We start from the raw sequence: 23,367 nt of genomic DNA on the forward strand, positions 1-23,367 counted from the left end.
CAGTTTTATGCGTCATTATCTGACGGTAAAAACGGGGGAGATCCCTCGGACAGATGAAGTCTATGAGGCATTTAAACTACATGCCCGTAGCCAGAGTGTTGCTGAAAAAGGCGTAGATCGGCTGGTTGAAGATATTCACATCTACGCGGAGTATTACTGTGCAATGGCATTGGGAAAAGAAAGTGACAAATCGCTTGCTACGGCATTTCAGGATTTGCGCGAGTTAAAGGTTGATGTGGCGTATCCTTTCTTACTGGTGCTTTATCATGACTATAAAAATGACGATTTGTCTCACGAAGATTTCCTGAGCATAATTCGTTTAATTGAATCTTATGTTTTCCGCCGTGCAGTATGTGCGATTCCAACAAATTCTCTTAACAAGACGTTTGCCACTTTTTATAAGATCATTAATAAAGAAAATTATCTGGAAAGTATTCAGGTGCATTTTTTGAACCTGCCTTCATATCGTCGTTTTCCCAACGATGATGAATTTAAACGGGAATTAAAAGTTCGCGATCTCTATAACTTCCGCAGTCGCAGCTACTGGTTACGACGACTGGAAAACGATAAACGCAGAGAGCGCGTGGAAGAGTTTACGATTGAGCACATTATGCCGCAGAATGAAAATCTGTCGGCTAAATGGCGTGAAGAGCTGGGAATCGACTGGCAACGCATTCATAAAGAACTGTTGCATACGTTGGGGAATCTCACATTAACGCGCTATAACTCCCGCTACAGTGACAGACCTTTCGCGGAAAAACGCGATATTGAAGATGGCTTTAAACATAGCCCGCTCTATTTGAATATCGGTCTTGGACAGTGCGAAAAATGGGATGAAGCCGCTATTCACGCCCGAGCCGATCGTCTGGCCGATCTCGCGGTTCAGGTCTGGCAAGCGCCTTCTCTTCCTGAAGAGGTTTTAGCTGTTTATCGGGGGCAACCGGAGAACAAAACCAGTTACAGCCTGAGTGATTATCCTTTTCTTGCTGATGGTTCGCATAGCCGGGTGTTATTCGATCATCTTCGCGATGAAGTTATGCGCCTGGACGCAGGGATCACGCAGGAAGTATTGAAGCTCTATATTGCGTTTAAAGCTGAAACGAATTTTGTTGATGTTGTGCCGCAAAAAAGCCGACTGCGATTGTCGCTTAATATGCAGTTTCATGAACTGGTCGATCCGAAAGGTATTGCCAAAGATGTGACAAATGTTGGGCGCTGGGGCAATGGCGATGTAGAAATTGGTTTCAGCGACCTCGCACAACTTCCTTACATTATGGGATTAATCCGTCAGGCATTTGAAAAACAGATGGAGAGCGCGTTGGTATAACGTGGCGAATAATACCCGGTAGCACTGGCGCTACCGGGTCAATGTATCAGGCGACTTTCTGTTTACCGGCAATCACCCCAATAAACTCCTGCACCTGCTTCTGTTTACGCGCTGACAGTTTGCACACCTGGCGCAGCGACTGCATCAGTTCGCTCTCTTCGGGGGCGGGTGGTTGGGCGGTGAGGACAATACAGCCTTCCATCACTTTGACATCTACCGCCGTGCCGGTGGCAAAACCGGCGGCTTCCAGCCACTGACCTTTCAGGGTGATGGCGGGAATACGGCTGTAATCCGGGTAGCGACTCGCATAACTCACGGTTAATTGACGGTTATTTGCCGGGGAGACTTCTGCTTCGAACGGTTGTGCAATAGAATGCGTGTCAGTCATAACTGCTATTCTCCGATAATAGTGATTGTGATGAGCGGTGCGGGTGTGTTGGCGCACATCCGCACCGCGCTAAATACCTGGATATATCATCAGTAAATATGGGGAAAGTCCAGCTAAAAATTAATGAAAATAAGATGGAAGTTAGCGTGAAATATAATTTTTGGTGATGTGAATAAAGCGGCTATTGAGCCGCTTTATTGCTTTTTTGAGGGCGGGAAAATTAGTTTATCGCCGCGTTAGTCAGTGCGTCTGCAAGGTGCAGTTGGGTTTGTTTTTTTAGGTTTATATAATTTTTCAATCTATCACAATAAGCTAATAGCATATTTATTCGTTCTGTAATACGAAATTGTTCTTCTAATGGAGGCAACGGTAAAACCAAATTGAAAAGTTTATCTGAAACAAGTTTACATGTGCCATGAGAGGAGCGGTCAACTAAGCATATTACTCGAGTCTCGTTTGCTTTAAGTAAGTAAATTAAAAAATCAGTATTTAATTGATTAGTTGATATGGCTTTCATATCTTGATTAATAGTGACTTCTTTTTTTGTTATTGCTACGGGGAATGTATGGGCTAAAATCATGCCTCGGACAACAAAAATAAGACTATTTTCAGGGATTAGATGTACTGAACTCTCCAATACAGCCTCTTTTGAAATATTTAGTTGACTTTTGGAGATGTAATTAACCTTCATATCCTTTGGTGAAACCCATGGAATATTACCTTTCCAAAAATCAGAATTGTTTTTACTTGGGGTTCCGCCCCCTTTAACTTCACCAATATTTCCTAGTCTAATCCATTCCCACCCTTCCGGCAGTTCAAAAGGTTTTTCCTCATCGCTAATCGGCGGCAACGGTTTTTGTTTTTTTATTTTTCCTTCTTTCACCAGTTGTGCTTTTTCCTGCGCAATTCGTTTGAGCAGTTCAGAGGCTGGTTCATCATTCGGATCCTGCGGCACAAGCTTACCCATTACGGCCAGTTGCAGAATGGTCTGTTTTAATGCATCCACGCTGGCTTCGGTGGTAAATAGTGTGTCGAAATGCTCGCTAATACGTGCCCAGTTTTCAGCCAGTTCCTCGGCGTTTTGGCTGTCTGTAAGTGTTCCCAACAGGGTTTCAACCAGTTGCTGATGTGCGTCCAGACTGGTCAGGGATTGCTGTTCCAGTTGGTCGCAATGGGAAATAAGTAACTTAACTCTGGCTATTATTTTAACTTGTTCATCTGATGGGGGGATTGGAATAATGATATTGTTTATTTGTGCTGTGCTAATATTTGGTATTGCACTACCTAAAGAAATAGATAGATTTTCTTCAATTCTTGTAGATAAATAGTGATAAATGAACTCTTTGTCAACTGAGTAAGTCACAATTTTACCGACTCGTTGATTTAGAAGGAACGTGCTTTTTGTTTTATTAAATCCTAGTTTCCCTGTTGTTGCTCCAGACATAGCAATAACCATATCACCAGGATTAACCCTCATCTCTTCGGGTAATACATTTATTTTTTTTTCACTAACATATGACATACCTGCGGTAGAAATAAACCCGGAACTGTCGATATCACCTATTTTGACTATACCAACTCCAGAATTCTGAAACTCGCTACTCTTAAATGCATATCCATTTGTAAATGAAGCTATGTCATTGATTCTTGCCCACTCCCATCCCTGCGGCAATTCAAATGGCTTCTCTTCCTCACTAATTCCTGGCAGTGGTTTTTGCTTTTTAATTTTGCCTTGCTTCACCAGTTCTGCTTTCTCGGCAGCAATACGCTTCAGCAGCTCCGACGCCGGTTCATCGTTCGGGTCTTGCGGCACCAGTTTACCGCGCACAGCCAGTTCCAGAATCAGCTCACGTAATTTCTTAATGCCATATAAATCAATTTTTCCGGAACTGCCGCGCCCGGCGGTGGAACGGGTTTGCAACGCCGAGGTCCAGGTTTCCATATGATCAACGATCAGCTTTTCCACACTCATTAGTTAACCTCCTTGCCAGACAGCGCAGCGCCAAGAATATCGCGCAGTTGATTACGCAGCGTCTGGATCTCCGCCTGCTGTTTTGCATACTGCGCTAACAGTTCGTCCGGATCATGGCTAACGGTTTCCGCCTGATGTGGGTTTTTAATATCCAGATTGAAGTTACGCGCAATCACGTCATCAATGCTGACTTTCCACGCCTGCTCATTCTCGACGCGGCTGGCAAAACCATCGGCCTCGTTCCCCCACCAGTCGATTTCCGCCTGAAACTCTTCAAACTTCATCGGCTTGGTTTTACTGTAATTTTTTACGCCCGCCGGATACGGATGCTCATAGAACCAAATCTCTTTGGTTGGCTGACCTTTGGTAAAGAACAACAGGTTGGTTTTAATGCCGGTATAGGGGTTAAACACCCCATTCGGTAAACGCACGATGGTATGCAGGTTGCACTCTTCGGTAAGCAGTTTTTTGATTTTGGTTTTAACGCCTTCGCCAAATAGTGTGCCATCCGGCAATACCACCGCCGCGCGACCGTTTTTCGCCAGTACTTCCACAATCAGTTGCAGGAACAGATCCGCCGTTTCGCGGGTTTGCATCTCTGCCGGAAAGTTCTTCTCAATACCGTCTTCTTCCGTGCCACCAAATGGCGGGTTGGTAACAATGACATCCAGTTGCTCATCCCAGGAGGAAAGCGGTTTGTTCAGGGTGTTGTCGTGACGAATTTGTACAGGCACTTCAATGCCGTGCAGCAGCATATTGGTGGTCGCCAGCAGGTGCGGAAGCTGTTTTTTCTCGACACCGTGGATCTGTTGTTGCAGCGTCTGATGATCGGCGACGCTCTTCACGTATTTGTTCTTTACATGATCGAACGCGCAGGCAAGAAAACCGCCCGTACCGCAGGCCGGGTCCATAATGGATTCGCCGAGTTTCGGATCAACGCGATCCACCATAAAGCGAGTGACGGCGCGTGGCGTATAGAATTCGCCAGCATTGCCCGCAGATTGTAGATCTTTAAGGATCTGTTCGTAAATATCACCAAACAGATGGCGTTCGCTGGCGCTGGTAAAGTCAATTTCGTTCAGCTTGTTGATCACCTGACGCAGTAGCGTACCGTTTTTCATATAGTTATAGGCATCGCTGAACGCCTGCTTCACCACGTAGCCGCGTGGGTTTTTATCGATAGGCGCAGTGAGGTTTTTCAACGCCGGGAACAGATCATCATTAACGAATTCCAGCAGGGAATCACCGGTAATGCCCTGCGCGTTGGCGGCCCAACTGCGCCACAAATAACGCTGTGGGATCGGATATTGATAGTTATCCTGCTCCAGTTCCAGCGCCTCTTCCTGGGCATCGAAGATTTTCAAAAACAGCAGCCAGGAGAGCTGACCGAGACGCTGCGCATCGCCATCCACACCGGCATCTTTGCGCATAATATCTTGTAATGATTTGATTACTGAGCTGATAGACATGTTGTATTCCATGAAAAACAAGGCCTTCTGCAACATGATGGTTGCAGAAGGCGCAAAAGAGAGTTGTTAAGCAGAGCGGGGCGGTAATTGGTAGATTTCGTTTTCCAGCTCGCTGAGCGCCTGATTATACCCGTTACGGTCGCCAAATCCGGTTTTAATAATCTCCGGTAAAGTGCCCATGCTGTCGAATGGTTTAAGTTTCAGCACCTGAATACTTTCGATCTCCTGTACGCCCGCATCGGCGTATTTATCCAGCAGATTATCGAGCACGGTTTGTGCTGCTTCAGAGTATTTTGTGAAGTAGTTCCGCTTGCGCACGTTCTCGGCACGCTCTTTGCGGGTTAACGGCGGCTGACCATACACTACGTGGCAAAGCATGTCGAACGGGTCGAGATCTTTACCGACTTCTTCTGCCAGTACTTCCCAGATGATCCCCTGTTGCTCCAGCTCGTGAATGATCGCTTCTTTGCGATCGGCGTCCTGCCACTTGCGGGTAAAGTCATCCAGCGAGGCATATTCTTTGAGCAGTGTTTTGCGGGTGTAATCTTTAAAAGATTCGGTAACCAGTTTACCGTCGGCATCGTAATACTGAACGCGCTGCGCAATAACGCCCACCGCGACACCGTTGACGTGAAACTTGCGGATTTTCTTCTCGTCTTCTTCCGGAAGTGGGCCGACATCATCGGTATCGGTAACCTGGTATGGTGGCGCAGGCGGTTCATCAACGCCTGTTACCTGCTCTTCGTCATGTTCGCTGATTTCTTCGAGTTTCTCTTCAAAATCAGATTCTGGGTCGGCGATATCCTCTGGCGTGGTATCCATGACTTTTTCGGGAATGCCATCGAAACGCTCATCGGCAAACAGTTCGGTGGCTTTTTTAAAGTCGAGGATGGTAAACCAGAGTTTGCCGTAACGTTCGTCGATGCGTGTACCACGTGTGGGGTAGTGATCAATTCTGGGCGGAGTTCGTGCAGCCTGGTAGAACCTGCAAGCCTTGTGTGGCGCGGGGTGTGGTGATTTAGTGTGATTCTGGGCGGTTTTGTGAGAAATGACCAAAAACGCTTTTTTTTGCGCTTTTTTCTGGGCGCTTTTGATCTGGTTCTGCTACAAACTTAACGGGTTTTAAATGCTTTTAAAAAGTGTTTTATCCTTGCCCGTTTTCCTCAAGTTGTTCTCATCTGTTGTGTTCGGTTTTGTTGTGGTTATTGCTGATTAGCTAACAGCACACGCCCCGCCAAAACGAGGCGCTTATGCTGATTTCTTGTTTATAGGCTTAGTTTTTTGCTCCGGTGTGACGGGAACGCGATCACCTGGTGTTCCTGCTCGGATACAGGATTTGGCGCGTTGCAAAATCTCTTTGTCAGTTTCTTCGTTGCCAGCCAATGCCACACTAATGGCATCTTTGAGCGATTCTCTGATGTTCAGGCTTCGGATGACCGTTTCTGGGTCAGCACTTAAAACATGGTCGCCTGTTGCGTGTAATCGTGCCAACACACCGTTAATACCTACTTTGCATAGCGTCGAGAATAACATTTCAGCATCTTCAGGTAGAAGATTAGCCAATATAAGTTGTAATCCGTTCTGCGCATCATTGCACGCATCAGTTAACGCTTTCTTTTGCGTCTTTTTGTTCGCACCTGGTCGTTTGTGATTATCATCAGTACCGCAATCCTCACCAGTTAACAGCCATGCAAGAGATACTCCACACGCATCAGCAACTTTTGCTGCATTATCAATAGTTGGATAGCTATCACCTTTTACATACTTTCTTATAGATGCCTCGGATAAGCCGCTTTGCCGTGCAAGAGCGTGATTACTCATATCTCCCATGGCGATTCTCAGACGTTCGTTAAAGCGTACTATTCCATCATAAGAAAAAGTACGTTTATCGTTAATTGGCGCATTTCCGTTCTTTTCCATAATTCACCATATAAATTAACAGGTTACAAGCATGTGCGTACTTTTGTGCTTGCGCGACTAAAAATACGCAAAAAGTTATTGACCGCGTACTTTTGATCGCATATCTTTTATCACATTCGATAATCGAATTTGATTATCGAATTCGATAAACGTGAGAGGATCACACAATGCAGTTGTTGAGACAAGATCTAACCGACCTGTTTGTTCGTCGCGGTCATGACTGGTCAGCAATGGCGATTCAAACAGCGTTAAAAAATAAAGGGATTGATTTACCCTCGCTGGAAAAAGCACAAGGATTGAAACCCGGTTCCATGCGGAATGTGTTTTATCGACCGTGCTCCAAATACGAACAGGTAATTGCCCAGGCTGTTGGCGTAACGCCTGATGTGATTTGGCCAAGTCGCTATTTGCATGAGACATCGCAAATAGCGGTGTAAGGTGGAATCGTGTGGTTTGTAGTGCGGGATTGCCTGGGATTATCCGGTTTTCCATCAGCAGAAAAAAACATCCGGGCACGTCTGGATCGTCTTGCTGAAAATAACCCGGAATGGAAGCGCAAGCGTGAAGGCACCAAAGCATTCGAGTATCACATCGACTGCCTGCCCGCTGAAGCGCAGAAAGTTTTACGTAAGCGCCTGACCCATCAGGTCCTGGAAGATGCACAACTGCCCGCCGTGGTTGAGCAGAAAGCAGTTAAAAACGTCGCCGTTCGCGATGAACTGGAAGTGATGGTCAAATGCCCGGAACTGGCATTACGCGAAGTCCAGGCACTGACCGACAAGCAAAAGGCCATTGCTGATGCGCGGATATTGCTGGCTACTGAAGTGCATAAACTGCGTGAATACGCCGGAATGACCAGGAAGGCCGCGTTAAAGCACATCGTTGATGGTGTGCGCATGGGGGCGTTGCCTGACCGCATTATCGAAGCAGCGAATACTGCAAATGCACGTCAGGGAAAGCGAACCGGTGTCAGCACCGGCAGCCTGGATAGCTGGTACTCCAGCTGGGTGATGGCGCGCGGTGATGCCAATCAGTTACTGGCGTTACTGGCTCCCGGTCATCATAAGGGAACACCGTGGGAGCAGGTCTGGTGGTTGAGCGATTTCTTTATGTTCTATCGCTCATGGAAGCGCCCGACCGTTGAATACGCTTATCGCGAGTTTTCAGCCTGGTGGCATGAGAAACACGCGAATGATGCGGGAATGCTGGCGGCACTGCCTTCAGTTCACGCAGTAAGACGGGTGTTAAGCAACGTCCCGGTGATTGTTAAGGAGCGTTTCCGCTCCACCGGTTCAGCCTGGCGTTCGCTCAATCCTTTTGTGCGGCGCGACTGGAGCACATTACCGGTTAATGCGGTATGGGTCGGGGATGGTCACTGTATGAAAATGACTGCGTTTAACCCACTGACCGGCAATATTTTCCGGCCAGAAGTGACGCTGGTTATGGATGCGGGTCAACGCTTTGTTGTGGGCTGGTCACTATCCCTGTCGGAGAACGTGATAGCCGTTGCTGATGCGTTACGTTACGGCATGGCGCAGCACGGGATACCGCTGATTTATTACTCCGATAACGGGGGCGGTGAAAAAAACCGGGTGCTTGATGCCGATATTACCGGGATTCTGCCCCGGCTGGGTGTGGAACATCACACGGGGATACCAGGTAACCCGCAGGGGCGCGGGGTGATTGAACGGGCAAACAAAGGAATACCCAAAGACGTGGCTCTGAGTTTCCAGACGTACTGCGCAAGGGATGCAGACAAGGAAACCGTAATGATGCAGCAACGGATTATGCAGTCAGCCATTAAGGCCACCCACAAAGGGAAAGAACTGACAAAACGGCAGGTTAAGGCGAGGGATGAAATCCCCACCTTTGAGCAACTGCTGGCAGCCATAGAGCTGGAGGTCAGACGCTATAACAACCGGCCACACAGCAGCCTACCCCGCAAAGAGGATGGCGAATATTACAGCCCGGCAGCGTATCGCCGGAAACTGATAAAAGAGCAGAATGTTGAAATTGATTTCCTGTCGCCGGAAGAACTGCATGAAATGTTCAGACCGGAAGTGACGCGCAAAACATTTCGCGGGGAAATTCAGTTATTCAACAATATTTATTACTCATATGAGCTGGCCGCAGAGCACGGGAATGAAGTCAGGGTCAGTTACGATATTCATGATGCAAACAGCGTCATTGTCCGGCGGGCTGATGGCTCTTATATCTGCGATGCCATCTGGAACGGTAACAAGGTTGATGCCTTCGCTAAACCAGTTATCGAACAAAAACTGGAGAAACGCGTCAGGGGCCGCATTGCACGGGCCACGCAGAAAATCGAAGAGGCTAAACGCGAGCTTACCCCGGCTATTACGCAGAAGCCTGACTTTAATCTGGGATATGGACTGGAACGCCCGGAGAAAAAGGAAAAAGAAGAACTTTATTTATTCGCATCTGAACGCGAGCGCAATTTAAAGAAAAACGGCACAAACAACCATTAATTTAAAAGGTATTTAATTATGAGTTTAATTACGCAATTAAATGACGTAATGGCCCGTCGCGGCTATACGCAGACCCACGTCGCCCGTGCTATTGGTCGTAGCAGCGCCGTTATCAGCCAGTATTTGCAGGGTAAATATCAGGGCGATATGTCTGATATTGAAGAACGCATTTCTGCCTTTGTGACCCGTGAGCGGGAAAAAGAAAACAGCCGCCGTATTAAAGCAAAGTTTGTGACCACCGGTATGGCTGCCAAAGGACTGGAGGTGCTGGCCTACGCTCACCTGGAATGTGAAATCTGTGTGCTGTATGGCGCAGCAGGTCTTGGCAAAACAATGATTCTGCGTGAATACGCCGCCAGAAACCGGGATGCGGTCCTGATTGAAGCCGACCCGGGCTATACAGCCAGAACACTGCTTGAGGAGCTGTGCCGCCAGCTGGGGGTAAAAGTTCGCGGCAATATCCACGAACTGATTGATGCATGTGTGCGAGAACTGCGTGATTCCGGTCGCCTGCTGATGGTGGACGAGGCTGAACTGCTCCCCTATCGCGCACTGGAGGTTCTGCGCCGTCTGCATGACAAAGCGGGTATCGGGATTGTCCTGGCGGGTATGCCACGCCTTCTGATTAACCTCAAGGGACGTCGCGGTGAGTTCGCCCAGTTATACAGCCGTGTGGCGCTGGCGCTTAACCTGGGCGATACGCTGTCGCAGGAAGATTTTAACCAGATAGCTACCGGGCTGATGCCGGAAGCAGCAGAACCGGAAATCAGCGAGGCGCTCTACGCACGCTCACTGGGTAATGCCCGCCGCCTGTTCAAACTGGCGCGCGGTGTGTACCGGATTTGTGATATCAGCGATGCACCGGTCAGTGTGCAGGCCATTGATAAATTCGCAGAAATGTTAATTCACTGATGGAGAACAAGACGATGGACAAGCAGACCATTAACGCCGTCCGTTCCCGTGCCCGTGTGGCCATCCACACCACCGGCGGTCGCGTAACTGGGCAACATCACCGTTTACCTGTGGTTTATGCCTGCCCGCCCGTGGGCGGCCCTGTATGGCCGGTAACGGAAATCATCCAGACATTCAGCGGCCTGCGCCGCGTGGTGAAAACGTCCTGTATCGACGGCTGCACCGTCGTATGGCAATAAGAGGAAATCAGAATGGCGGTTAAGTTAGAAGTAATTATCTATACCGATGAAAAAGGCTGTGTTTTAACCCAGACCACGGGGAGTTATTCGAAGGACGGAGCTTCCGAAAAGGAGTTTCAGGTGGCAACAAGATTACATGATGCTATCAAGGAAACGCTCAGAAATGACTATAACGGCGTGAATCTTTTTTCTGAAAATGTTGCGCCTCGCGCACATAACACACATTAATCTGTAAATATCACTGAGGTAATTTAATTATGACGACTGAAAATAAAGTTAAGCAATATACAAAAAATAAAGTGCAGGAAGGCTACTGGGTTGATGCCCGTGGTGTGATGACGCCTGAAAGTCTTATCAAAGATATTGACCGCGACCGTGAGCAGCTGGTCGGTGAGCTTGTGGAGATGGTGATTGCTGCCTCTGCCTCACTGCGTGAACTGAAACTGCGTGCGTTTGGTGATATTCAGGCATTTATTGACCTGTCGGCGGAGAAATACGGCGCTGTGAAAGGCGGTAAAAAAGGGAATATCACACTTTACAGCTTTGACGGGCGTTACAAGATTCAGCGCGCCATGCAGGACCGTATCGCGCTTGATGAACGCATTCAGACCGCGAAGGCACTGATTGATGACTGTCTGGCTGACTGGACGGAAGGAGCGCGCCCTGAAATTAAAGCCATCATCAGTGAAGCATTCAGCACGGACAAGGAAGGCAACATTAACACCGGGCGCGTTCTGGCTCTGCGTCGTCTCGATATTACGGAGGAACGCTGGGATAACGCCATGAAACTGATTGGTGAAGCCGTCCAGGTAATTGGCAGCAAAAGCTATATCCGCGTGTATGAGCGCGTCGGTGATTCTGCTGAATACCGCGCAATCCCGCTTGATATTGCAGGGGTTTAACATGCATCAGGATATCAAAGAGTACAGAGCCGGAAATAGTTGCGCGGCGTATTCGCTGGGCGCGTCCAGAGCAGAACAACGCGGCGATTATGCCGAGGCTGAAAAGCTGTGGCGTAAGGCAGCACAAAGCCCGTGTAGCACCCTGCGCCGCATCTGGGCGGAACACCGGGCCGAGTTCTGTGCTAATGCTCACCTGAAAGGATGGAAGCCACGCCATGAATGCGAAGAACTTTAATAAGCAGTATCCGGTAGGGACTCGCTTCATGCACACTGCACATCCGGCGTTGCGTGGTGGTCGTGTGGTGAAAACCGTTTCACCTGCCAGAGATTTTAAATGTGGTTGTGTGGTTGAAATTAATGTCGAGCCTTATTTCGTAAAAGTCGAAACACTGAAAGCACCGCATTAATTTAATTTGTTTTTAATTGTTATTTAAAACAGGCGTAAACCCGCCGGGGCTGGCTTACGCCTGAATCTGAGGAATTCATTATGGAAAATAAAAGCAAATACATCGCCAAAATCAAAAAGCTGTTACGCCTTGCCAGAGGAACATCAAGCCCGAAAGAAGCCGCTAACGCTATTGCAAAAGCCCAGGCTTATATGCGCCAGCATGGCATCAGCGAAAACGACGCTGAATTGTTCGACATTCAGGAAGCTGCCAGCGCGGGTGCGCCGAGTGATGCCAGTACACCGCCGCGTTATATGCACATCCTGTGTGACCTGGTCTGTAAAGCCTTCGGTGTCGAGTGTTACATATCCGGCGAATACCGGGCTTCTGGTTCACTCAAACGTCACGTGCGTTTTTATGGCTCTGACAGCCGCCCGGAAATCGCGGCTTACGCGTTTGATGTGCTTTCCCGTCAGATGATGGCAGAGCGTAAGAAATATCAGGATAAACACTGCAAACGTTGTGGTCCGTCCACGCGGGTAGCCCGTGGCGACCAGTTCTGCGAAGGCTGGGTCTTTGGTGCCCGTGATGTCATTGCGGTGTATGACGTCTCCCCGGAAGAAAAAAGCCGCCTTGAGCTTTACAGAAAGAACCTGCACAGCACTAAGGGGCTGCGCGACGGGGATATGCGCACAGCTAAAGCGTGTCGAGGTGCAGAGTTTGCCGCTACAGCCGGTTTTATCGCCGGGAAAAACGCCAGACTGCATCAGGGGGTTAATGGTCAGAGCAACAGACCGCTGGCACTGGGGAGGGTGTAACGATGGCTTTTAAACTTCTTAGTGTTACCGAAGCAATATACCAGCCGCCCGGAGAACGCCACGAATACAGGATGAATGACGGTAGCGCGGTGGTTGAGTTCCCCGGATATCCGGGGGCTTCCCGGTGGCGGTTCTATGACAGTGTGGGACGTCGGATTATTAAAAGAACCGTGCACAACAATATGAAGGCTGCCGTAGAACGTCATAAGAGAAGGTTTAACTGCAAATGAAAATTGAATTTTATGACCATGGGGTCACCGCAACTATCACTATTTCTTGTTGGTTCTGGGAGTTCCACCGTTACTTCAGAGTTGTAGATGCTGCGCTGTTTGTTGCACCGGGAGCGTTACATCACAGTGGAATCGGTATTGTTATGAACACTGTCATCAGCGGTAAAACGGTCCCGATGTTGCGGGCGTTTAAAGTGGCAAAACAGGAGGCTTGCAATGGTCATTGATAAAACGATAACGATCGATGTAGCCATGAATACAGGTCTGGCGCTTATCGGTTATGGCTATATCACTTTTATGTCATTCAGGTGGTTGATTTCTTCGTTCTTTAAGCAATGTGAAAAACGTTGCCGCAAAGACAAGCGCGTGAAGGCACTAAATGCGTTTAATGACGCTTTTGATATTGACCGTATGCAACAGGGAGACCCGGCACGCGTAATTACCCAGGGAGATGTCGTGATTTTGGTATACCGGAGTGAAAAAAATGAACAGGAGGCGGCGCAGTGAACCAGCAAACCAGAATAAGCGATAAGAGCCTGACCAGACTGATTGCCGATGCTGACAAAATGCTTGATATGCGCGGACCGATTGTAGACAGAGAGTGGTGGATGCTTTTACGGCAGTCCCTGGTTGAACTTCAGGAACGCCGGAGTGCTGGAATCATTCCAGTGACGCTGAGAGTAAAGGAGCATCAGGTCAGAGAGCTGGTTAATCAGTTACGAGATGTGGCAATCAAATACCACGGAACGCAGCAATTACGGGAGCGTATTGCAACAACAGTCATTTATTCAGAACTGGTTTCAGGGGAATAATCAGATGAAAAACCGTAAGGCAAAAATTCTGTTAGCTCGCAGAAACGGTGTTGGGGTCTGGCGATGGTTGAGGATTAGTAACAGACGAGTGAGGTTGACGGGGTGTCGTGGTGTGATGGGGCACAGTTGTTGCAAAAAGCCCAGCGCGGCGCAAAACCGCTGGAAGAATCACACTAACGCAAAGTAATTAAATAATAACCAATAGCAGACCAAAATATATGTTTTGGTCTGCCAAAAGCGATGTTTTGGTCATTATGAAGATTGAACAAATCGGAATGGCAGCCTTCCGGCAGCAGGCTGAAAGCGGTGGCGTGGATGAGTTCGTCGTGCAGAGGTTCGGTGGTGTGTATCACCTCTTCGCTGTGAATCGCCGCGCTGGTGTGTCTTATTTTCTACAGGAACGCCGTGGCGATTACAAGACGTGGCTGTCTCTTGACCGTGCCGCCGCGTTCCTGTCAGGGATTGGCGTTTCACGTTTTACCGTGCGTTTTGAGGATAACAAACATGCTGAAAAAGATGATCGGAGCCATTAAAGCCGGTCAGGCGTATCTGGGGTGGGATGATGTCCTTTATCGCCAGACGCTGGCCCGCCTGACCGGTAAAACCAGCACCACACGCTGCAACCTCGATGAACTGCGCATCATCCGGGAATACATGCACGAACAGGGATTTCCGCGCAAAGCACCCGCCGGTAAAGGTCGCCGCCCCCGTGTTGCAATGAGCAGAAAATCAGTATTATCCAAAATTGAAGCGTTGCTGGCTGATGCCGGTCGTTCCTGGGCATATGCAGAAGGGCTGGCATCTCACATGTATAAGCAACATGTGATCGAATGGCTGACGGATGAACAGCTTTTTGGGGTAATGGTGGCGCTGGTTAAAGATTCAAGAAGGAGAAATCAATGATGAAAAAATGGTTGTTTTGTTTAGTAGGGGTTATTTTCTCTTGTTCTGCGTTGGCTCAGACAGAGGAACAGGCGCAAAAGGAACTGAAACGTTATCAGGATATGAAACCACAGGTTGAGCAACTTCTGAGGGAAAGCCTGAAACTCTATTATGACATGCCAGACGCTGCATCAGAATATAATAACGGTAACCCTGAAAAATGGCGTAAGGTCATAACAGGCCTGAAGGAATTCGATAAACAAATAGAGAAAATTGGCGGTAATGGCTTCGATCCTGTTTATAGTTCCTGTGTAAATATGGGGATTCAACTACAGGATTACTGGTCTAACGTCCTCGGCAACAACAAACAGTTTCTCGAGCGTTCCAGAAGTTTGTTTATACAGGATCGCATGGATTGCTTTGATCAATTCGTCTTTGGTAAAGAACGTATAGAGGCCAGAAAAGACCTTGCCATTGTTAATGTCTGGGATGAATAAACAGGAACCTCCGCAAACGCGGAGGTTTTTTATGAACTGTACAGGCGATCATGTATGGCTATAATAACAGTAAGTTACTACCGGAGACGCCATCATGCAGACCTTCAGTGAAACAGATCTTCGCGATGCGCAGGTACTGCTGCCCGATTCCGTACAGCAACTGATTAGCGTGATTGGCTTCCCCGCCCTGACCCGGTTAATCCGTTCTTTTGGTGGCGTGACGTTAAGCGGTAAAACCGGCGCACACGCCGGACGCACCGGCGGTGTCCATGCCCTGTTACATGACGTGCTGACCGAAGACGAAATCAACAAATTGATCCGCTTTCTTGGCGGTGCACCGTTTTACATTCCTCGTTGCGATCATGCGTTACGTGCCCTGCGTAACACCCGTTTTATGGCTGATTTACAGCAGCATGTAAAAGACGGATGCTCACACCGGCAGGCGCTGGCACTACTCTGTCCCCGTTACGGGATTTCAGACCGGTACGCATGGCAACTGATACACCGACGACAAAAACAGACTTCGCTGAAAAGCCCCACCCAGGTGGGGCTTTTTGATTAACAGGCCTCAGAAAAAGGAGACACTTATGACCAACTATACGGCACCAGGCGAGTATACGGCCTACTCAGAGCAGGCCCGGGATGCTGCCGGACGCCGCTTCGCTTATATGAAAAATCTGGCCAGCCAGCTAAACCGAATGGCCGAACAACCGGATATGGTTGTTCAGGAAGAAGCGTTGCAGTGTGCCATTGCTGACATCATCGCCAGCGAAAACGAGATGCGCGCAGCGATGGAAAAGGCGAACGCCTCTGCTCCGCTTTGTAATAAACCTCTTATTACGCCGGATTCTCTTTCCCGCTTCTGATTTAGCACCCCGCCGCGGCGGGGTGCTGAACTCCCCCAGCAGTACCCACCACACCAGACCGTTTACCCTCTCCACTCAGACCACAAGGCACCTTAAGGGATAGCGCCCGGCAAAAGTCATTCTGTGCCTTTGACCGGGTGTTATTTACGGGCCGTCAGTGGCTCAGATTTACAGGAGAAACTCATGTCTGAACCCTTATCAGGCGGCGGAGCTGTGGCAGTCACCATCGGTGGTGCCAGTGTGTTTGGTCTTCTCACCAATACCGATTTTGGCGTCGTGGTGGGCGCGTTTGCCGGGGCGCTTTTTGTTGTCACGCAACAGAAAGAAATCCCGGTGTGGCGAATGGCCATCCACCTGCTCGTCGCGTTTGTGGTTGGCGTTCTGGGGGCTGGCGTGGCTGCGTCACTGATGCAGTGGCTGACCCACTACAACGACAAGCCGCTCGATGCATTGTGTGCGGTCGGTGTCTCGGCGTTATCCATCAAGATACTGACCTTTCTTTATCAACAGGAAATTTCATCGCTGTTCGGCCTGTTTTCCAGACTGCGCGGCGGAGGGGGTGGAAATGGAAAGTAGCCTTGCCGGTATCGTGAATGTCTGGCTGTGTCTCGCCATTGTGCTGGGGTTGTTTGTGTATCGCCGTCACGGTGCGGCGCATAAACCGATGATTACCTGGCTGGCGTACTGGCTGATGCTCGGCTACATCATCATCCCGTTCCGCTGGCTGTCAGGTACATACACACACTCCAGCTGGCTGGTTGTGGCGCTGAATCTGGTGTTCTGTGCGCTTATCGTGTGGGCGCACGGGAATTTGTCAAAAATCCTTTCGTTACTGCGGAGGTGAATATGTCGGAAAAATTCCGTTTCAGTCAACGTAGCGAGAAAAATCTGGCTGGCGTAAAACCACAACTGGTGGCGGTTGTACGCCGTGCGCTGGCGTTGTCGGACGTCGATTTTGGTATTACCGAAGGTTTACGCACGAAAGAACGTCAGAAACAACTTGTCGCTGAAGGCAAGAGCCAGACCATGAACAGCCGTCACCTTACTGGCGATGCTGTTGATGTCGTGGCTTACGTTGGTGGCACCATTTCATGGGACTGGCCGTTATACGAAAAAATCGCCCGAGCCTTTAAACAGGCTGCCGCAGAGCTGGGTGTCGCCATCGAATGGGGCGGAGACTGGAAAACGCTGAAAGACGGGCCTCATTTCCAGTTAAAACGCTGATGCGGGAGGGATTATGAACAGAAGTCACTGGCCCCACAGAACGCCACGTAAAGCCGTGCGCTGTGTTCTGGCCCTGTTTCTGGTGATGTTGCTTCCGGTGGGATGCACTGACATTAACAGAGCGGGCCAGCTGTTTGACGCGGCGGCACAGGTCTGCCGGATTATCGACGGTATCCGGCAGTGTTCGCAGAACTGATTTTTTGAAGGTCTGGCACAGTGAGCGTTATCAGATTTACAGAATACACAGGTTCAGGAGGTGCAGGCGCTGTCATGGTGCTCGCTGAACGCATCACCCATTTTTACCGTCAGCACGGTACACATGATGGCACTGTCATTGAACTGGATACCGGGAAAAACGTGTTCGTTCTTGAAAATCCCGACGAAGTTCAGCGCAGGATTGAACAGGCTCAGAAGGACACTTAATGGCGTGGTCACAGGATATCAGGGACAAAGTCCGTAACGGGTACATCTTTGACCAGCTTCCGCTGGATATCGTCGCCATGAAGTACGCCGTGCCGCACGATACCGCGCGGCGCTGGAAAACGCAGGCGATGAAGAACGGTGACGACTGGGACAAGCTGCGGGCCGCTCACGCGCTCGCCGGTGACGGGCTGGAAAGTGTCGCCCGCACCGTGCTTATCAGTCTGGTGGTGAAGTGTCAGACGACGCTTGAACGGCTGAACCAGAACCCGGACATCCCGCCGCAGGAGTCCGTCGAACTGCTGGCGAGTCTGTCTGACAGTCTCAGTAAGGCGGTGGCCAGCAGTAAAAAAATCCTGCCGGAAACCGACCGGCTCGCCACGGCACTGGAAGTGGTGCAGCGGCTCGGCGCGTTCATCAAGGAGCGTCATCCGGCACAGTATGCCCCGTTTCTTGAGGTGCTCGAAGGCTTCACTAAAGAGCTTGAGGATAATTTCAGTTAACCACAGCGGCCCGGTTTTCCGGGCCGTCTGATATTTGTATACCAGGTGTGACGTGGCAAAACGTAAACTTTCCATTAAAGAGTTTCAGAGAAGCTTACAGGAGTACATCGCCAACCTCCGCCAGACCATTGAGGCTGAATGTCTGGGGTTCGATGTTAACCCGCAGGCCACACAGGCCCGCCGGGCGGCAGTCTGTGACCCGGTGACGGGCTACGATTATTTTGTCGAAAACTATTTCCCGCACTACGTCCGCAACCCGGCAAAAAGCGAGCTGCATAAATACCTGTTCAGCCGTCTGCCACAGGTTGTGGCAAGCCCGGACCCGGAGAACGACGCCATCGCCGCGCCCCGTGGTGAAGCAAAATCCACGCTGGTGACTCAGCTGTTTACCCTGTGGACCATTATCCGGGCCATTAAGCATTACCCGGTCATCATTATGGACAGTATCGACCAGGCTTATCCGATGCTGGAAGCCATCAAGGCTGAACTGGAGTTTAACCCCCGTTTAAAAAACGATTTCCCGGAGGTGTGCGGGCAGGGTCGCGTCTGGCGTATGGGGACCATCGTCACGGCCAACAATATCAAGGTGACCGTTGCCGGTAGTGGTAAAAAACTGCGTGGTCTGCGCCACGGTCCGTACCGTCCTGACCTGATTATCCTCGACGATATCGAGAACGACGAGATGGTGCGTAACCCGGAGCAGCGCGACAAGCTGCATGACTGGCTCACCAAAACCGTGATGCCACTGGGCGAGGCTGGCGGTAAAACCGATATTATTTATATCGGGACCATCCTGCATTACGACTCCGTGCTGTCGCGCACACTCAATAACCCGATGTGGAAAACGGCCCGTTTTAAGGCCGTCATTCAGTGGCCTGCCAATATGAAGCTGTGGGACGAGTGGGAAGAACTCATCCGCAACAAACAGCCGGAAGCGGCGGAGGCACTTTATCAGCAGAACGAAGCCGATATGCTCGCCGGGTCGGTGGTGTCATGGGCGGCGCGGCCCCTGCTGGCGCTGATGAAAATCCGTGTCCGTGACGGTCACGACACCTTTGATTCTGAATACCAGAACGACCCGGTCAGCGGTGAAGATGCGCTGTTTGCGGGCTGCATTAAGTTCTGGGTTAACCGTCTTGATGAATGGGTGTTCTACGGCGCTGTTGACCCCAGCCTCGGGAAGAAGAATAAAAACCGCGACCCGTCGGCCATTTTCGTGGGGGGCTTTAACCGTTTTACCGGCATTCTGGATGTGGTTGAAGCCGATATCCGCCGACGACTGCCGAATAAAATTATCGAAGACGTGATTAAGTATCAGCGGGAATATCACTGCCTGTGCTGGTCGTTTGAGTCCGTCCAGTTTCAGGAGTTTCTGCGTACCGTGCTGGTTGAGCGTTCGGCGGCGCTGGGTGTGCCGGTTCCGGCGCTGCCGGTCATCCCGCTGGAGGATAAGGCGCTGCGTATCGAATCCCTTCAGCCGCATATGGCCAACGGCCTGATTCGCATCAGTCACACACATCAGACACTGATTGACCAGCTGCGCCACTACCCCAAAGCCGACCACGATGATGGCCCGGACTGTCTGCACATGCTGTGGACGCTGGCGGTTTCGCGCAGCGCAAAATTTCAGATTCACACCCCACGCAGCAGCGGGCGTGACCGTGGCGGGCGTTTTGGTTCAGGAGGATGGTAATTAATGGCACAGCTTGTTGATATTTACGGACGCCCGCTGAAACGTGAGGCACTCAAAACCACGCAGTCGGTCAGAGTGGCAGAACGGCTGCGCATTTATCCCGACCACCCGTCCCGTGGTCTGAACATCAGAAAACTGCCGCGCATTCTGGAAGCTGCCGAACGCGGTTATCTTCCGGCGCAGGCGATGCTGTTTGCGGATATGGAAGAACGTGATGGCCATCTGTTCGCCGAGATGGAAAAGCGCAAAAAAGCGTTGCTGACGCTGGACTGGTCGGTGGAGCCGCCCCGCAATGCCTCGAAGGCAGAAAAGGAACTGGCCGCTGCCGTGGATGAGTGGCTGCACGGTATCCCGGATATGGAGGACATCATCCTCAACGGGATGAGCAGTGTCGGTTATGGCTTCAGCTGTCAGGAAATCAGCTGGGCGTTCGTGGATAAAACGTGGTTACCGGATGCGGTGACGCTGCGCCCGCATAACTGGTTTATTACCCTGCCGGAACACAATGACGAACTCCGGCTGGATGACGGCAACCGTGGGGAAGATGGTAAGGACGGTTCCGCATTGTGGCCGTTCGGCTGGCTGGTTCACCGTTACAACGCCCGGTCGGGGTTCCTGGGTTCATCCGGCCTGTTCCGCGTACTGGTCTGGCCGTATCTGTTCAAAAACTTCGCGCTGCGTGATATGGCGGAATTTCTGGAGATTTACGGCCTTCCGGCGCGCATTGCGTACTATGCACAGGGCACCAGTGACGAAGACCGGGACAACATTCTCGAAGCCCTGGTTAATCTGGGCCATGAAGCGGTGGCAGCCCTGCCGCAGGGTAACGAAATCGAGTTCAAGGAAGCCGCGTCCGGTGGGCCGGAGGCGTTCATGTCGATGGTGGAATGGGCGGAGCGTACCACCTCAAAAGTGATTCTGGGCAGTACGCTGACCAGCCAGGCTGACGGTAAAACCTCCACCAACGCGCTGGGTAATGTGCATAACGAGGTCCGGCACGACATTCTGGCCGCCGATGCGCGCCAGCTGTCCGGCATGTTCAGCAGCCTGATACAGATGATGGCCAGCCTCAACGGCTGGCAGGATATCCCGCCACGCCGTCTGCCGCGTCTGGTGTTTGATGTGCAGCAGGAAGCCGACATTAAGGGGGTGGCGGAAGCCGTCAGTGTGCTGGTCAACAATGTGGGAATGAAGGATATCCCGGTGTCGTGGGTGCGCAAAAAAACCGGTATCCCCACCCCGAAAGACGGCGAAGAGGTACTGGTTCCGGTGGCACAGCGTCTCCCTGTGCAGGCCGGTCTCAGCCAGCTGCGTGAGCGGATGAATGTTGCCGCACTCAGTCAGCAGGACAACGGGGAGGACGACCCGGCACAGCGCGCCATCGACCGGGCAGCACTTCCGGCAGAGGCCATCGCGCAGGGAATGAACGAACTGGTGGCCCCGCTGGTGCAGGCCATACAGGAAGGCCGGAATGCAGACGAGGTCATGAACGTACTGGCGGATGCATGGACGGAGCTGCCGGATGACACACTGCGGCAGTTGCTGGCGCAGGCATTCTTTGTGGCGGATATCTGGGGGCGACTGAATGCCGACAGCTGACGATGTTGACCTGGGGTATGCGTACACACTGAAACCGGAAGAAGCGATTAAGTATTTCGAAAGTAAGGGATACGTTATCGGCTTCCGCTGGCACGATGTGAAGGATATCGCCAACGCCCGGGCGTTCACGGTGGCTGGCGTGCTGAAACTGGATGTGCTGAAGGATATCCGTGATGGCCTGACGGCCGCACTGGCTGACGGCGGGACGTTCCGGGAGTTTGCTGCACAACTGGAGCCACTGCTGGAGAAAAAAGGCTGGCTGGGTAAAAAACTGATTGTGGACGAGGACACCGGCGAACTGCACGGCAGACAGCTGACGCCGCGCCGGTTGCGCACGATATTTGATACCAACATTCAGTCGTCCTACAACGCCGGACGTTATCAGCAACAGATGGCGAACGTGGCCGACCGGCCTTATTTTGAGCGCGTGGCGGTGATGGACCTTCACACACGCCCGAAACACGCCGCCCTGAACGGCTTTACCGCCCGGGCGGATGACCCGGTCTGGGAGTATTTCTACGCCCCTGACGGGTACGGATGCCGCTGCCGTATCCGGGCGCGTTCGGCGTCTGATGTGGAGAAATATGGCCTGACGGTGCAGAGCAGCGAGGGGCGACTGGTTGAGGTTGAGCAGGAATATGGCCAGCCGGGCCTGACCATCAGAACAATGGGACTGAAGATGCCGGACGGCTCCGTGTATACCGCCGACCCGGGCTTCGGATTTAATCCCGGTCGGGTGGCATGGCAGCCGGAACTGGAGAAATATGATTACCGCAGTGCCCGCCAGTATGTCACCGGCACTCTGACCGGGCCGGATTTTGCCCGGGGACTGGCGAACGTCAGCGAACTGGATGCGCGCCAGCGATATCCGCTGGCCATCCGTTCACCGGAACAGGTCGCCGCCACGGGCGCTGCACGGCAGACGGTAAACCTTACGGCTGACGTTATGAAGCGCCTCAGTGCAACAGACACGCCCCCGGCCGCCGCCGACTATGTGCTGATGCAGCAGACCATCGAACGGGCGGAGCATGTCACGCAGGACGGCAACGCGTGGCGGTATGCGTTACAGTCGGGCGACCGCTGGTCAGTGGCGACGGTTGAGGATGACGTGCTGACAGACTGGGTTATGCAGGATACCCCGGAGGCATCATGAGCAACGGTAAACTGGATATTAAGATTGATTTAAGCGCGTATAACACCACGCTGGGGAAACTGATTCGTTCCGTGAAGGACCGGCGCGATCTGATGACGGCACTTGCGGGTTCCATGCTGGATGCGGTTGAGACTAACTTTGAACAACAGGGGCGCCCGAAATGGATGGGCTGGAGTCCGGCTTATGCGAAACGGCGCGGCCCCGGGCAAATCCTTCAGAAATCCGGGCGACTGGCTGCCAGTATCCGCTCTGCGGTTAACAATAACGAGGCCACGGTCGGGACAAACGTCCGTTATGCCCGTATCCACAACGAAGGCGGCGAAATCCGCCATCAGGCACGGACGCAGAACCTGTATTTTAAACAGTACAAAAACGGCAGCGTCAGCACCCGCTTTGTGAAAAAGCGCAACAGTAATTTTGTGCAGAGCGCAACGGTCGGAGCGTATACGGTCAACATGCCCGCGCGCCCCTTCCTTCAGCTTGTACAGGACGACATCGACGAGCTGGAGAACACCGCAAACCGCTATTTTGCGCGTGTGATTGACTGAATGACCACAAACGCGCTGTAATCGTCTGTGGCAACATAAACGCCTCACGGATGAGGCATTACAGCACCGCACCCCGTAAATGCTGTCAGAATCGTTTTTAAAAGGGTTTTAAAAACGG

General features: G+C 51.1%; 34 protein-coding genes and 1 pseudogene. 30 read left to right on the forward strand and 5 right to left on the reverse strand.

Annotation, left to right across the window (positions count from 1 at the left end; all coding sequences use genetic code 11):
* The first annotated feature begins 163 nt into the window (after positions 1-163).
* The gene (locus QUF14_RS26145) at positions 164-1,327 is read left to right on the forward strand and encodes a GmrSD restriction endonuclease domain-containing protein (RefSeq protein WP_138983873.1); all 1,164 of its coding nucleotides are present in this window, start codon (positions 164-166) and stop codon (positions 1,325-1,327) included.
* Positions 1,328-1,373: 46 nt separating this feature from the next.
* Here the strand turns inward: QUF14_RS26145 and symE are convergent, their stop codons facing one another.
* From symE to QUF14_RS26170, 5 genes and pseudogenes are all read right to left on the reverse strand, one after another.
* Positions 1,374-1,715, reverse strand: coding sequence for an endoribonuclease SymE (gene symE, locus QUF14_RS26150; RefSeq protein ID WP_000132619.1), 342 nt, complete (start codon positions 1,713-1,715; stop codon positions 1,374-1,376).
* A gap of 220 nt (positions 1,716-1,935) precedes the next feature.
* Positions 1,936-3,687, reverse strand: a complete 1,752-nt coding sequence (locus tag QUF14_RS26155) for a restriction endonuclease subunit S (RefSeq protein ID WP_000110091.1) — start codon at positions 3,685-3,687, stop codon at positions 1,936-1,938.
* Entirely contained in the window at positions 3,687-5,156 is a 1,470-nt protein-coding gene (locus QUF14_RS26160; RefSeq protein WP_001387312.1) for an N-6 DNA methylase, read from the reverse strand. Before QUF14_RS26160 ends, QUF14_RS26155 begins: the two co-directional genes overlap by 1 nt.
* A gap of 66 nt (positions 5,157-5,222) precedes the next feature.
* Positions 5,223-6,092, reverse strand: a pseudogene (locus QUF14_RS26165) (type I restriction-modification enzyme R subunit C-terminal domain-containing protein); the annotation flags it as partial.
* 312 nt (positions 6,093-6,404) lie between these two features.
* Complete coding sequence (locus QUF14_RS26170) at positions 6,405-7,076, reverse strand: helix-turn-helix domain-containing protein (protein WP_286333172.1); 672 nt, start codon at positions 7,074-7,076, stop codon at positions 6,405-6,407.
* A gap of 167 nt (positions 7,077-7,243) precedes the next feature.
* Here QUF14_RS26170 and QUF14_RS26175 point away from each other — a divergent pair, with 167 nt between their 5' ends.
* The 29 genes from QUF14_RS26175 (at position 7,244) to QUF14_RS26305 (ending at position 23,249) form a co-directional block, all read left to right on the forward strand.
* Complete coding sequence (locus QUF14_RS26175) at positions 7,244-7,513, forward strand: helix-turn-helix domain-containing protein (RefSeq protein WP_077781711.1); 270 nt, start codon at positions 7,244-7,246, stop codon at positions 7,511-7,513.
* 9 nt (positions 7,514-7,522) lie between these two features.
* Positions 7,523-9,565, forward strand: coding sequence for a Mu transposase C-terminal domain-containing protein (locus tag QUF14_RS26180; protein WP_286333173.1), 2,043 nt, complete (start codon positions 7,523-7,525; stop codon positions 9,563-9,565).
* An 18-nt stretch (positions 9,566-9,583) separates the two neighbouring features.
* Positions 9,584-10,477, forward strand: coding sequence for an AAA family ATPase (locus tag QUF14_RS26185; RefSeq protein WP_000053172.1), 894 nt, complete (start codon positions 9,584-9,586; stop codon positions 10,475-10,477).
* A 14-nt stretch (positions 10,478-10,491) separates the two neighbouring features.
* Positions 10,492-10,716, forward strand: a complete 225-nt coding sequence (locus QUF14_RS26190) for a hypothetical protein (RefSeq protein ID WP_000361028.1) — start codon at positions 10,492-10,494, stop codon at positions 10,714-10,716.
* Between the two features lie 12 nt (positions 10,717-10,728).
* Positions 10,729-10,944 carry a hypothetical protein gene (locus QUF14_RS26195; protein WP_001402685.1) on the forward strand — a complete coding sequence of 72 codons (216 nt, stop codon included), beginning with the start codon at positions 10,729-10,731 and terminating at the stop codon, positions 10,942-10,944.
* Between the two features lie 29 nt (positions 10,945-10,973).
* Positions 10,974-11,618 (forward strand): DUF3164 family protein, encoded by a 645-nt coding sequence (locus QUF14_RS26200; protein WP_029392807.1) that lies wholly within the window; start codon positions 10,974-10,976, stop codon positions 11,616-11,618.
* Between the two features lies 1 nt (position 11,619).
* On the forward strand, positions 11,620-11,853 hold the full coding sequence (locus QUF14_RS26205) for an ANR family transcriptional regulator (protein WP_029392806.1): 234 nt from the start codon (positions 11,620-11,622) through the stop codon (positions 11,851-11,853).
* Positions 11,834-12,025 (forward strand): hypothetical protein, encoded by a 192-nt coding sequence (locus QUF14_RS26210; RefSeq protein WP_000992254.1) that lies wholly within the window; start codon positions 11,834-11,836, stop codon positions 12,023-12,025. Before QUF14_RS26205 ends, QUF14_RS26210 begins: the two co-directional genes overlap by 20 nt.
* A gap of 80 nt (positions 12,026-12,105) precedes the next feature.
* Positions 12,106-12,822, forward strand: a complete 717-nt coding sequence (locus tag QUF14_RS26215) for a DUF2786 domain-containing protein (RefSeq protein WP_286333175.1) — start codon at positions 12,106-12,108, stop codon at positions 12,820-12,822.
* Between the two features lie 226 nt (positions 12,823-13,048).
* Positions 13,049-13,279 carry a hypothetical protein gene (locus QUF14_RS26220; RefSeq protein ID WP_286333177.1) on the forward strand — a complete coding sequence of 77 codons (231 nt, stop codon included), beginning with the start codon at positions 13,049-13,051 and terminating at the stop codon, positions 13,277-13,279.
* The gene (locus QUF14_RS26225; protein ID WP_042970909.1) at positions 13,269-13,559 is read left to right on the forward strand and encodes a DUF4752 family protein; all 291 of its coding nucleotides are present in this window, start codon (positions 13,269-13,271) and stop codon (positions 13,557-13,559) included. Before QUF14_RS26220 ends, QUF14_RS26225 begins: the two co-directional genes overlap by 11 nt.
* Positions 13,556-13,864, forward strand: a complete 309-nt coding sequence (locus QUF14_RS26230) for a hypothetical protein (RefSeq protein ID WP_042970913.1) — start codon at positions 13,556-13,558, stop codon at positions 13,862-13,864. The genes QUF14_RS26225 and QUF14_RS26230 overlap by 4 nt, the downstream gene beginning before the upstream one ends.
* Positions 13,865-13,868: 4 nt before the next feature.
* Positions 13,869-14,051, forward strand: coding sequence for a hypothetical protein (locus QUF14_RS28950; RefSeq protein ID WP_071940939.1), 183 nt, complete (start codon positions 13,869-13,871; stop codon positions 14,049-14,051).
* A 67-nt stretch (positions 14,052-14,118) separates the two neighbouring features.
* A complete protein-coding gene (locus tag QUF14_RS26235) occupies positions 14,119-14,397 on the forward strand; it encodes a hypothetical protein (RefSeq protein ID WP_021564522.1) in 279 nt (92 codons plus the stop codon).
* Complete coding sequence (locus tag QUF14_RS26240) at positions 14,369-14,767, forward strand: gp16 family protein (RefSeq protein ID WP_047087260.1); 399 nt, start codon at positions 14,369-14,371, stop codon at positions 14,765-14,767. Before QUF14_RS26235 ends, QUF14_RS26240 begins: the two co-directional genes overlap by 29 nt.
* Entirely contained in the window at positions 14,764-15,243 is a 480-nt protein-coding gene (locus tag QUF14_RS26245; protein WP_042970930.1) for a hypothetical protein, read from the forward strand. Before QUF14_RS26240 ends, QUF14_RS26245 begins: the two co-directional genes overlap by 4 nt.
* Positions 15,244-15,337: 94 nt before the next feature.
* Complete coding sequence (locus tag QUF14_RS26250) at positions 15,338-15,805, forward strand: Mor transcription activator family protein (protein WP_047087262.1); 468 nt, start codon at positions 15,338-15,340, stop codon at positions 15,803-15,805.
* A 25-nt stretch (positions 15,806-15,830) separates the two neighbouring features.
* Entirely contained in the window at positions 15,831-16,109 is a 279-nt protein-coding gene (locus tag QUF14_RS26255) for a hypothetical protein (protein WP_042971158.1), read from the forward strand.
* A 183-nt stretch (positions 16,110-16,292) separates the two neighbouring features.
* The gene (locus QUF14_RS26260; protein ID WP_001372993.1) at positions 16,293-16,685 is read left to right on the forward strand and encodes a phage holin family protein; all 393 of its coding nucleotides are present in this window, start codon (positions 16,293-16,295) and stop codon (positions 16,683-16,685) included.
* The gene (locus tag QUF14_RS26265; RefSeq protein ID WP_000445984.1) at positions 16,675-16,953 is read left to right on the forward strand and encodes a phage holin family protein; all 279 of its coding nucleotides are present in this window, start codon (positions 16,675-16,677) and stop codon (positions 16,951-16,953) included. The genes QUF14_RS26260 and QUF14_RS26265 overlap by 11 nt, the downstream gene beginning before the upstream one ends.
* Before the next feature lie 2 nt (positions 16,954-16,955).
* Entirely contained in the window at positions 16,956-17,333 is a 378-nt protein-coding gene (locus tag QUF14_RS26270; RefSeq protein ID WP_042966122.1) for a M15 family metallopeptidase, read from the forward strand.
* A gap of 13 nt (positions 17,334-17,346) precedes the next feature.
* Entirely contained in the window at positions 17,347-17,529 is a 183-nt protein-coding gene (locus QUF14_RS26275) for a hypothetical protein (RefSeq protein WP_042966123.1), read from the forward strand.
* Positions 17,468-17,617 carry an SPASM domain-containing protein gene (locus QUF14_RS29110; RefSeq protein WP_157839881.1) on the forward strand — a complete coding sequence of 50 codons (150 nt, stop codon included), beginning with the start codon at positions 17,468-17,470 and terminating at the stop codon, positions 17,615-17,617. The genes QUF14_RS26275 and QUF14_RS29110 overlap by 62 nt, the downstream gene beginning before the upstream one ends.
* Positions 17,604-17,756 carry a hypothetical protein gene (locus QUF14_RS26280; RefSeq protein WP_162838175.1) on the forward strand — a complete coding sequence of 51 codons (153 nt, stop codon included), beginning with the start codon at positions 17,604-17,606 and terminating at the stop codon, positions 17,754-17,756. The genes QUF14_RS29110 and QUF14_RS26280 overlap by 14 nt, the downstream gene beginning before the upstream one ends.
* Positions 17,756-18,256, forward strand: coding sequence for a DUF1804 family protein (locus QUF14_RS26285; RefSeq protein WP_286333178.1), 501 nt, complete (start codon positions 17,756-17,758; stop codon positions 18,254-18,256). Before QUF14_RS26280 ends, QUF14_RS26285 begins: the two co-directional genes overlap by 1 nt.
* A gap of 52 nt (positions 18,257-18,308) precedes the next feature.
* On the forward strand, positions 18,309-19,949 hold the full coding sequence (terL, locus tag QUF14_RS26290) for a phage terminase large subunit (RefSeq protein ID WP_286333179.1): 1,641 nt from the start codon (positions 18,309-18,311) through the stop codon (positions 19,947-19,949).
* A gap of 3 nt (positions 19,950-19,952) precedes the next feature.
* The gene (locus QUF14_RS26295) at positions 19,953-21,548 is read left to right on the forward strand and encodes a DUF935 domain-containing protein (protein WP_047088854.1); all 1,596 of its coding nucleotides are present in this window, start codon (positions 19,953-19,955) and stop codon (positions 21,546-21,548) included.
* Positions 21,535-22,701: a phage head morphogenesis protein gene (locus tag QUF14_RS26300; RefSeq protein ID WP_042966127.1), complete on the forward strand. Its 1,167-nt coding sequence runs from the start codon at positions 21,535-21,537 to the stop codon at positions 22,699-22,701. Before QUF14_RS26295 ends, QUF14_RS26300 begins: the two co-directional genes overlap by 14 nt.
* Entirely contained in the window at positions 22,698-23,249 is a 552-nt protein-coding gene (locus QUF14_RS26305; protein ID WP_050937630.1) for a phage virion morphogenesis protein, read from the forward strand. Before QUF14_RS26300 ends, QUF14_RS26305 begins: the two co-directional genes overlap by 4 nt.
* The last annotated feature ends 118 nt before the right edge of the window (positions 23,250-23,367 follow it).

It is taken from the genome of Escherichia sp. HH091_1A (genome assembly GCF_030295175.1).
Classification (GTDB): domain Bacteria; phylum Pseudomonadota; class Gammaproteobacteria; order Enterobacterales; family Enterobacteriaceae; genus Escherichia; species Escherichia coli_F.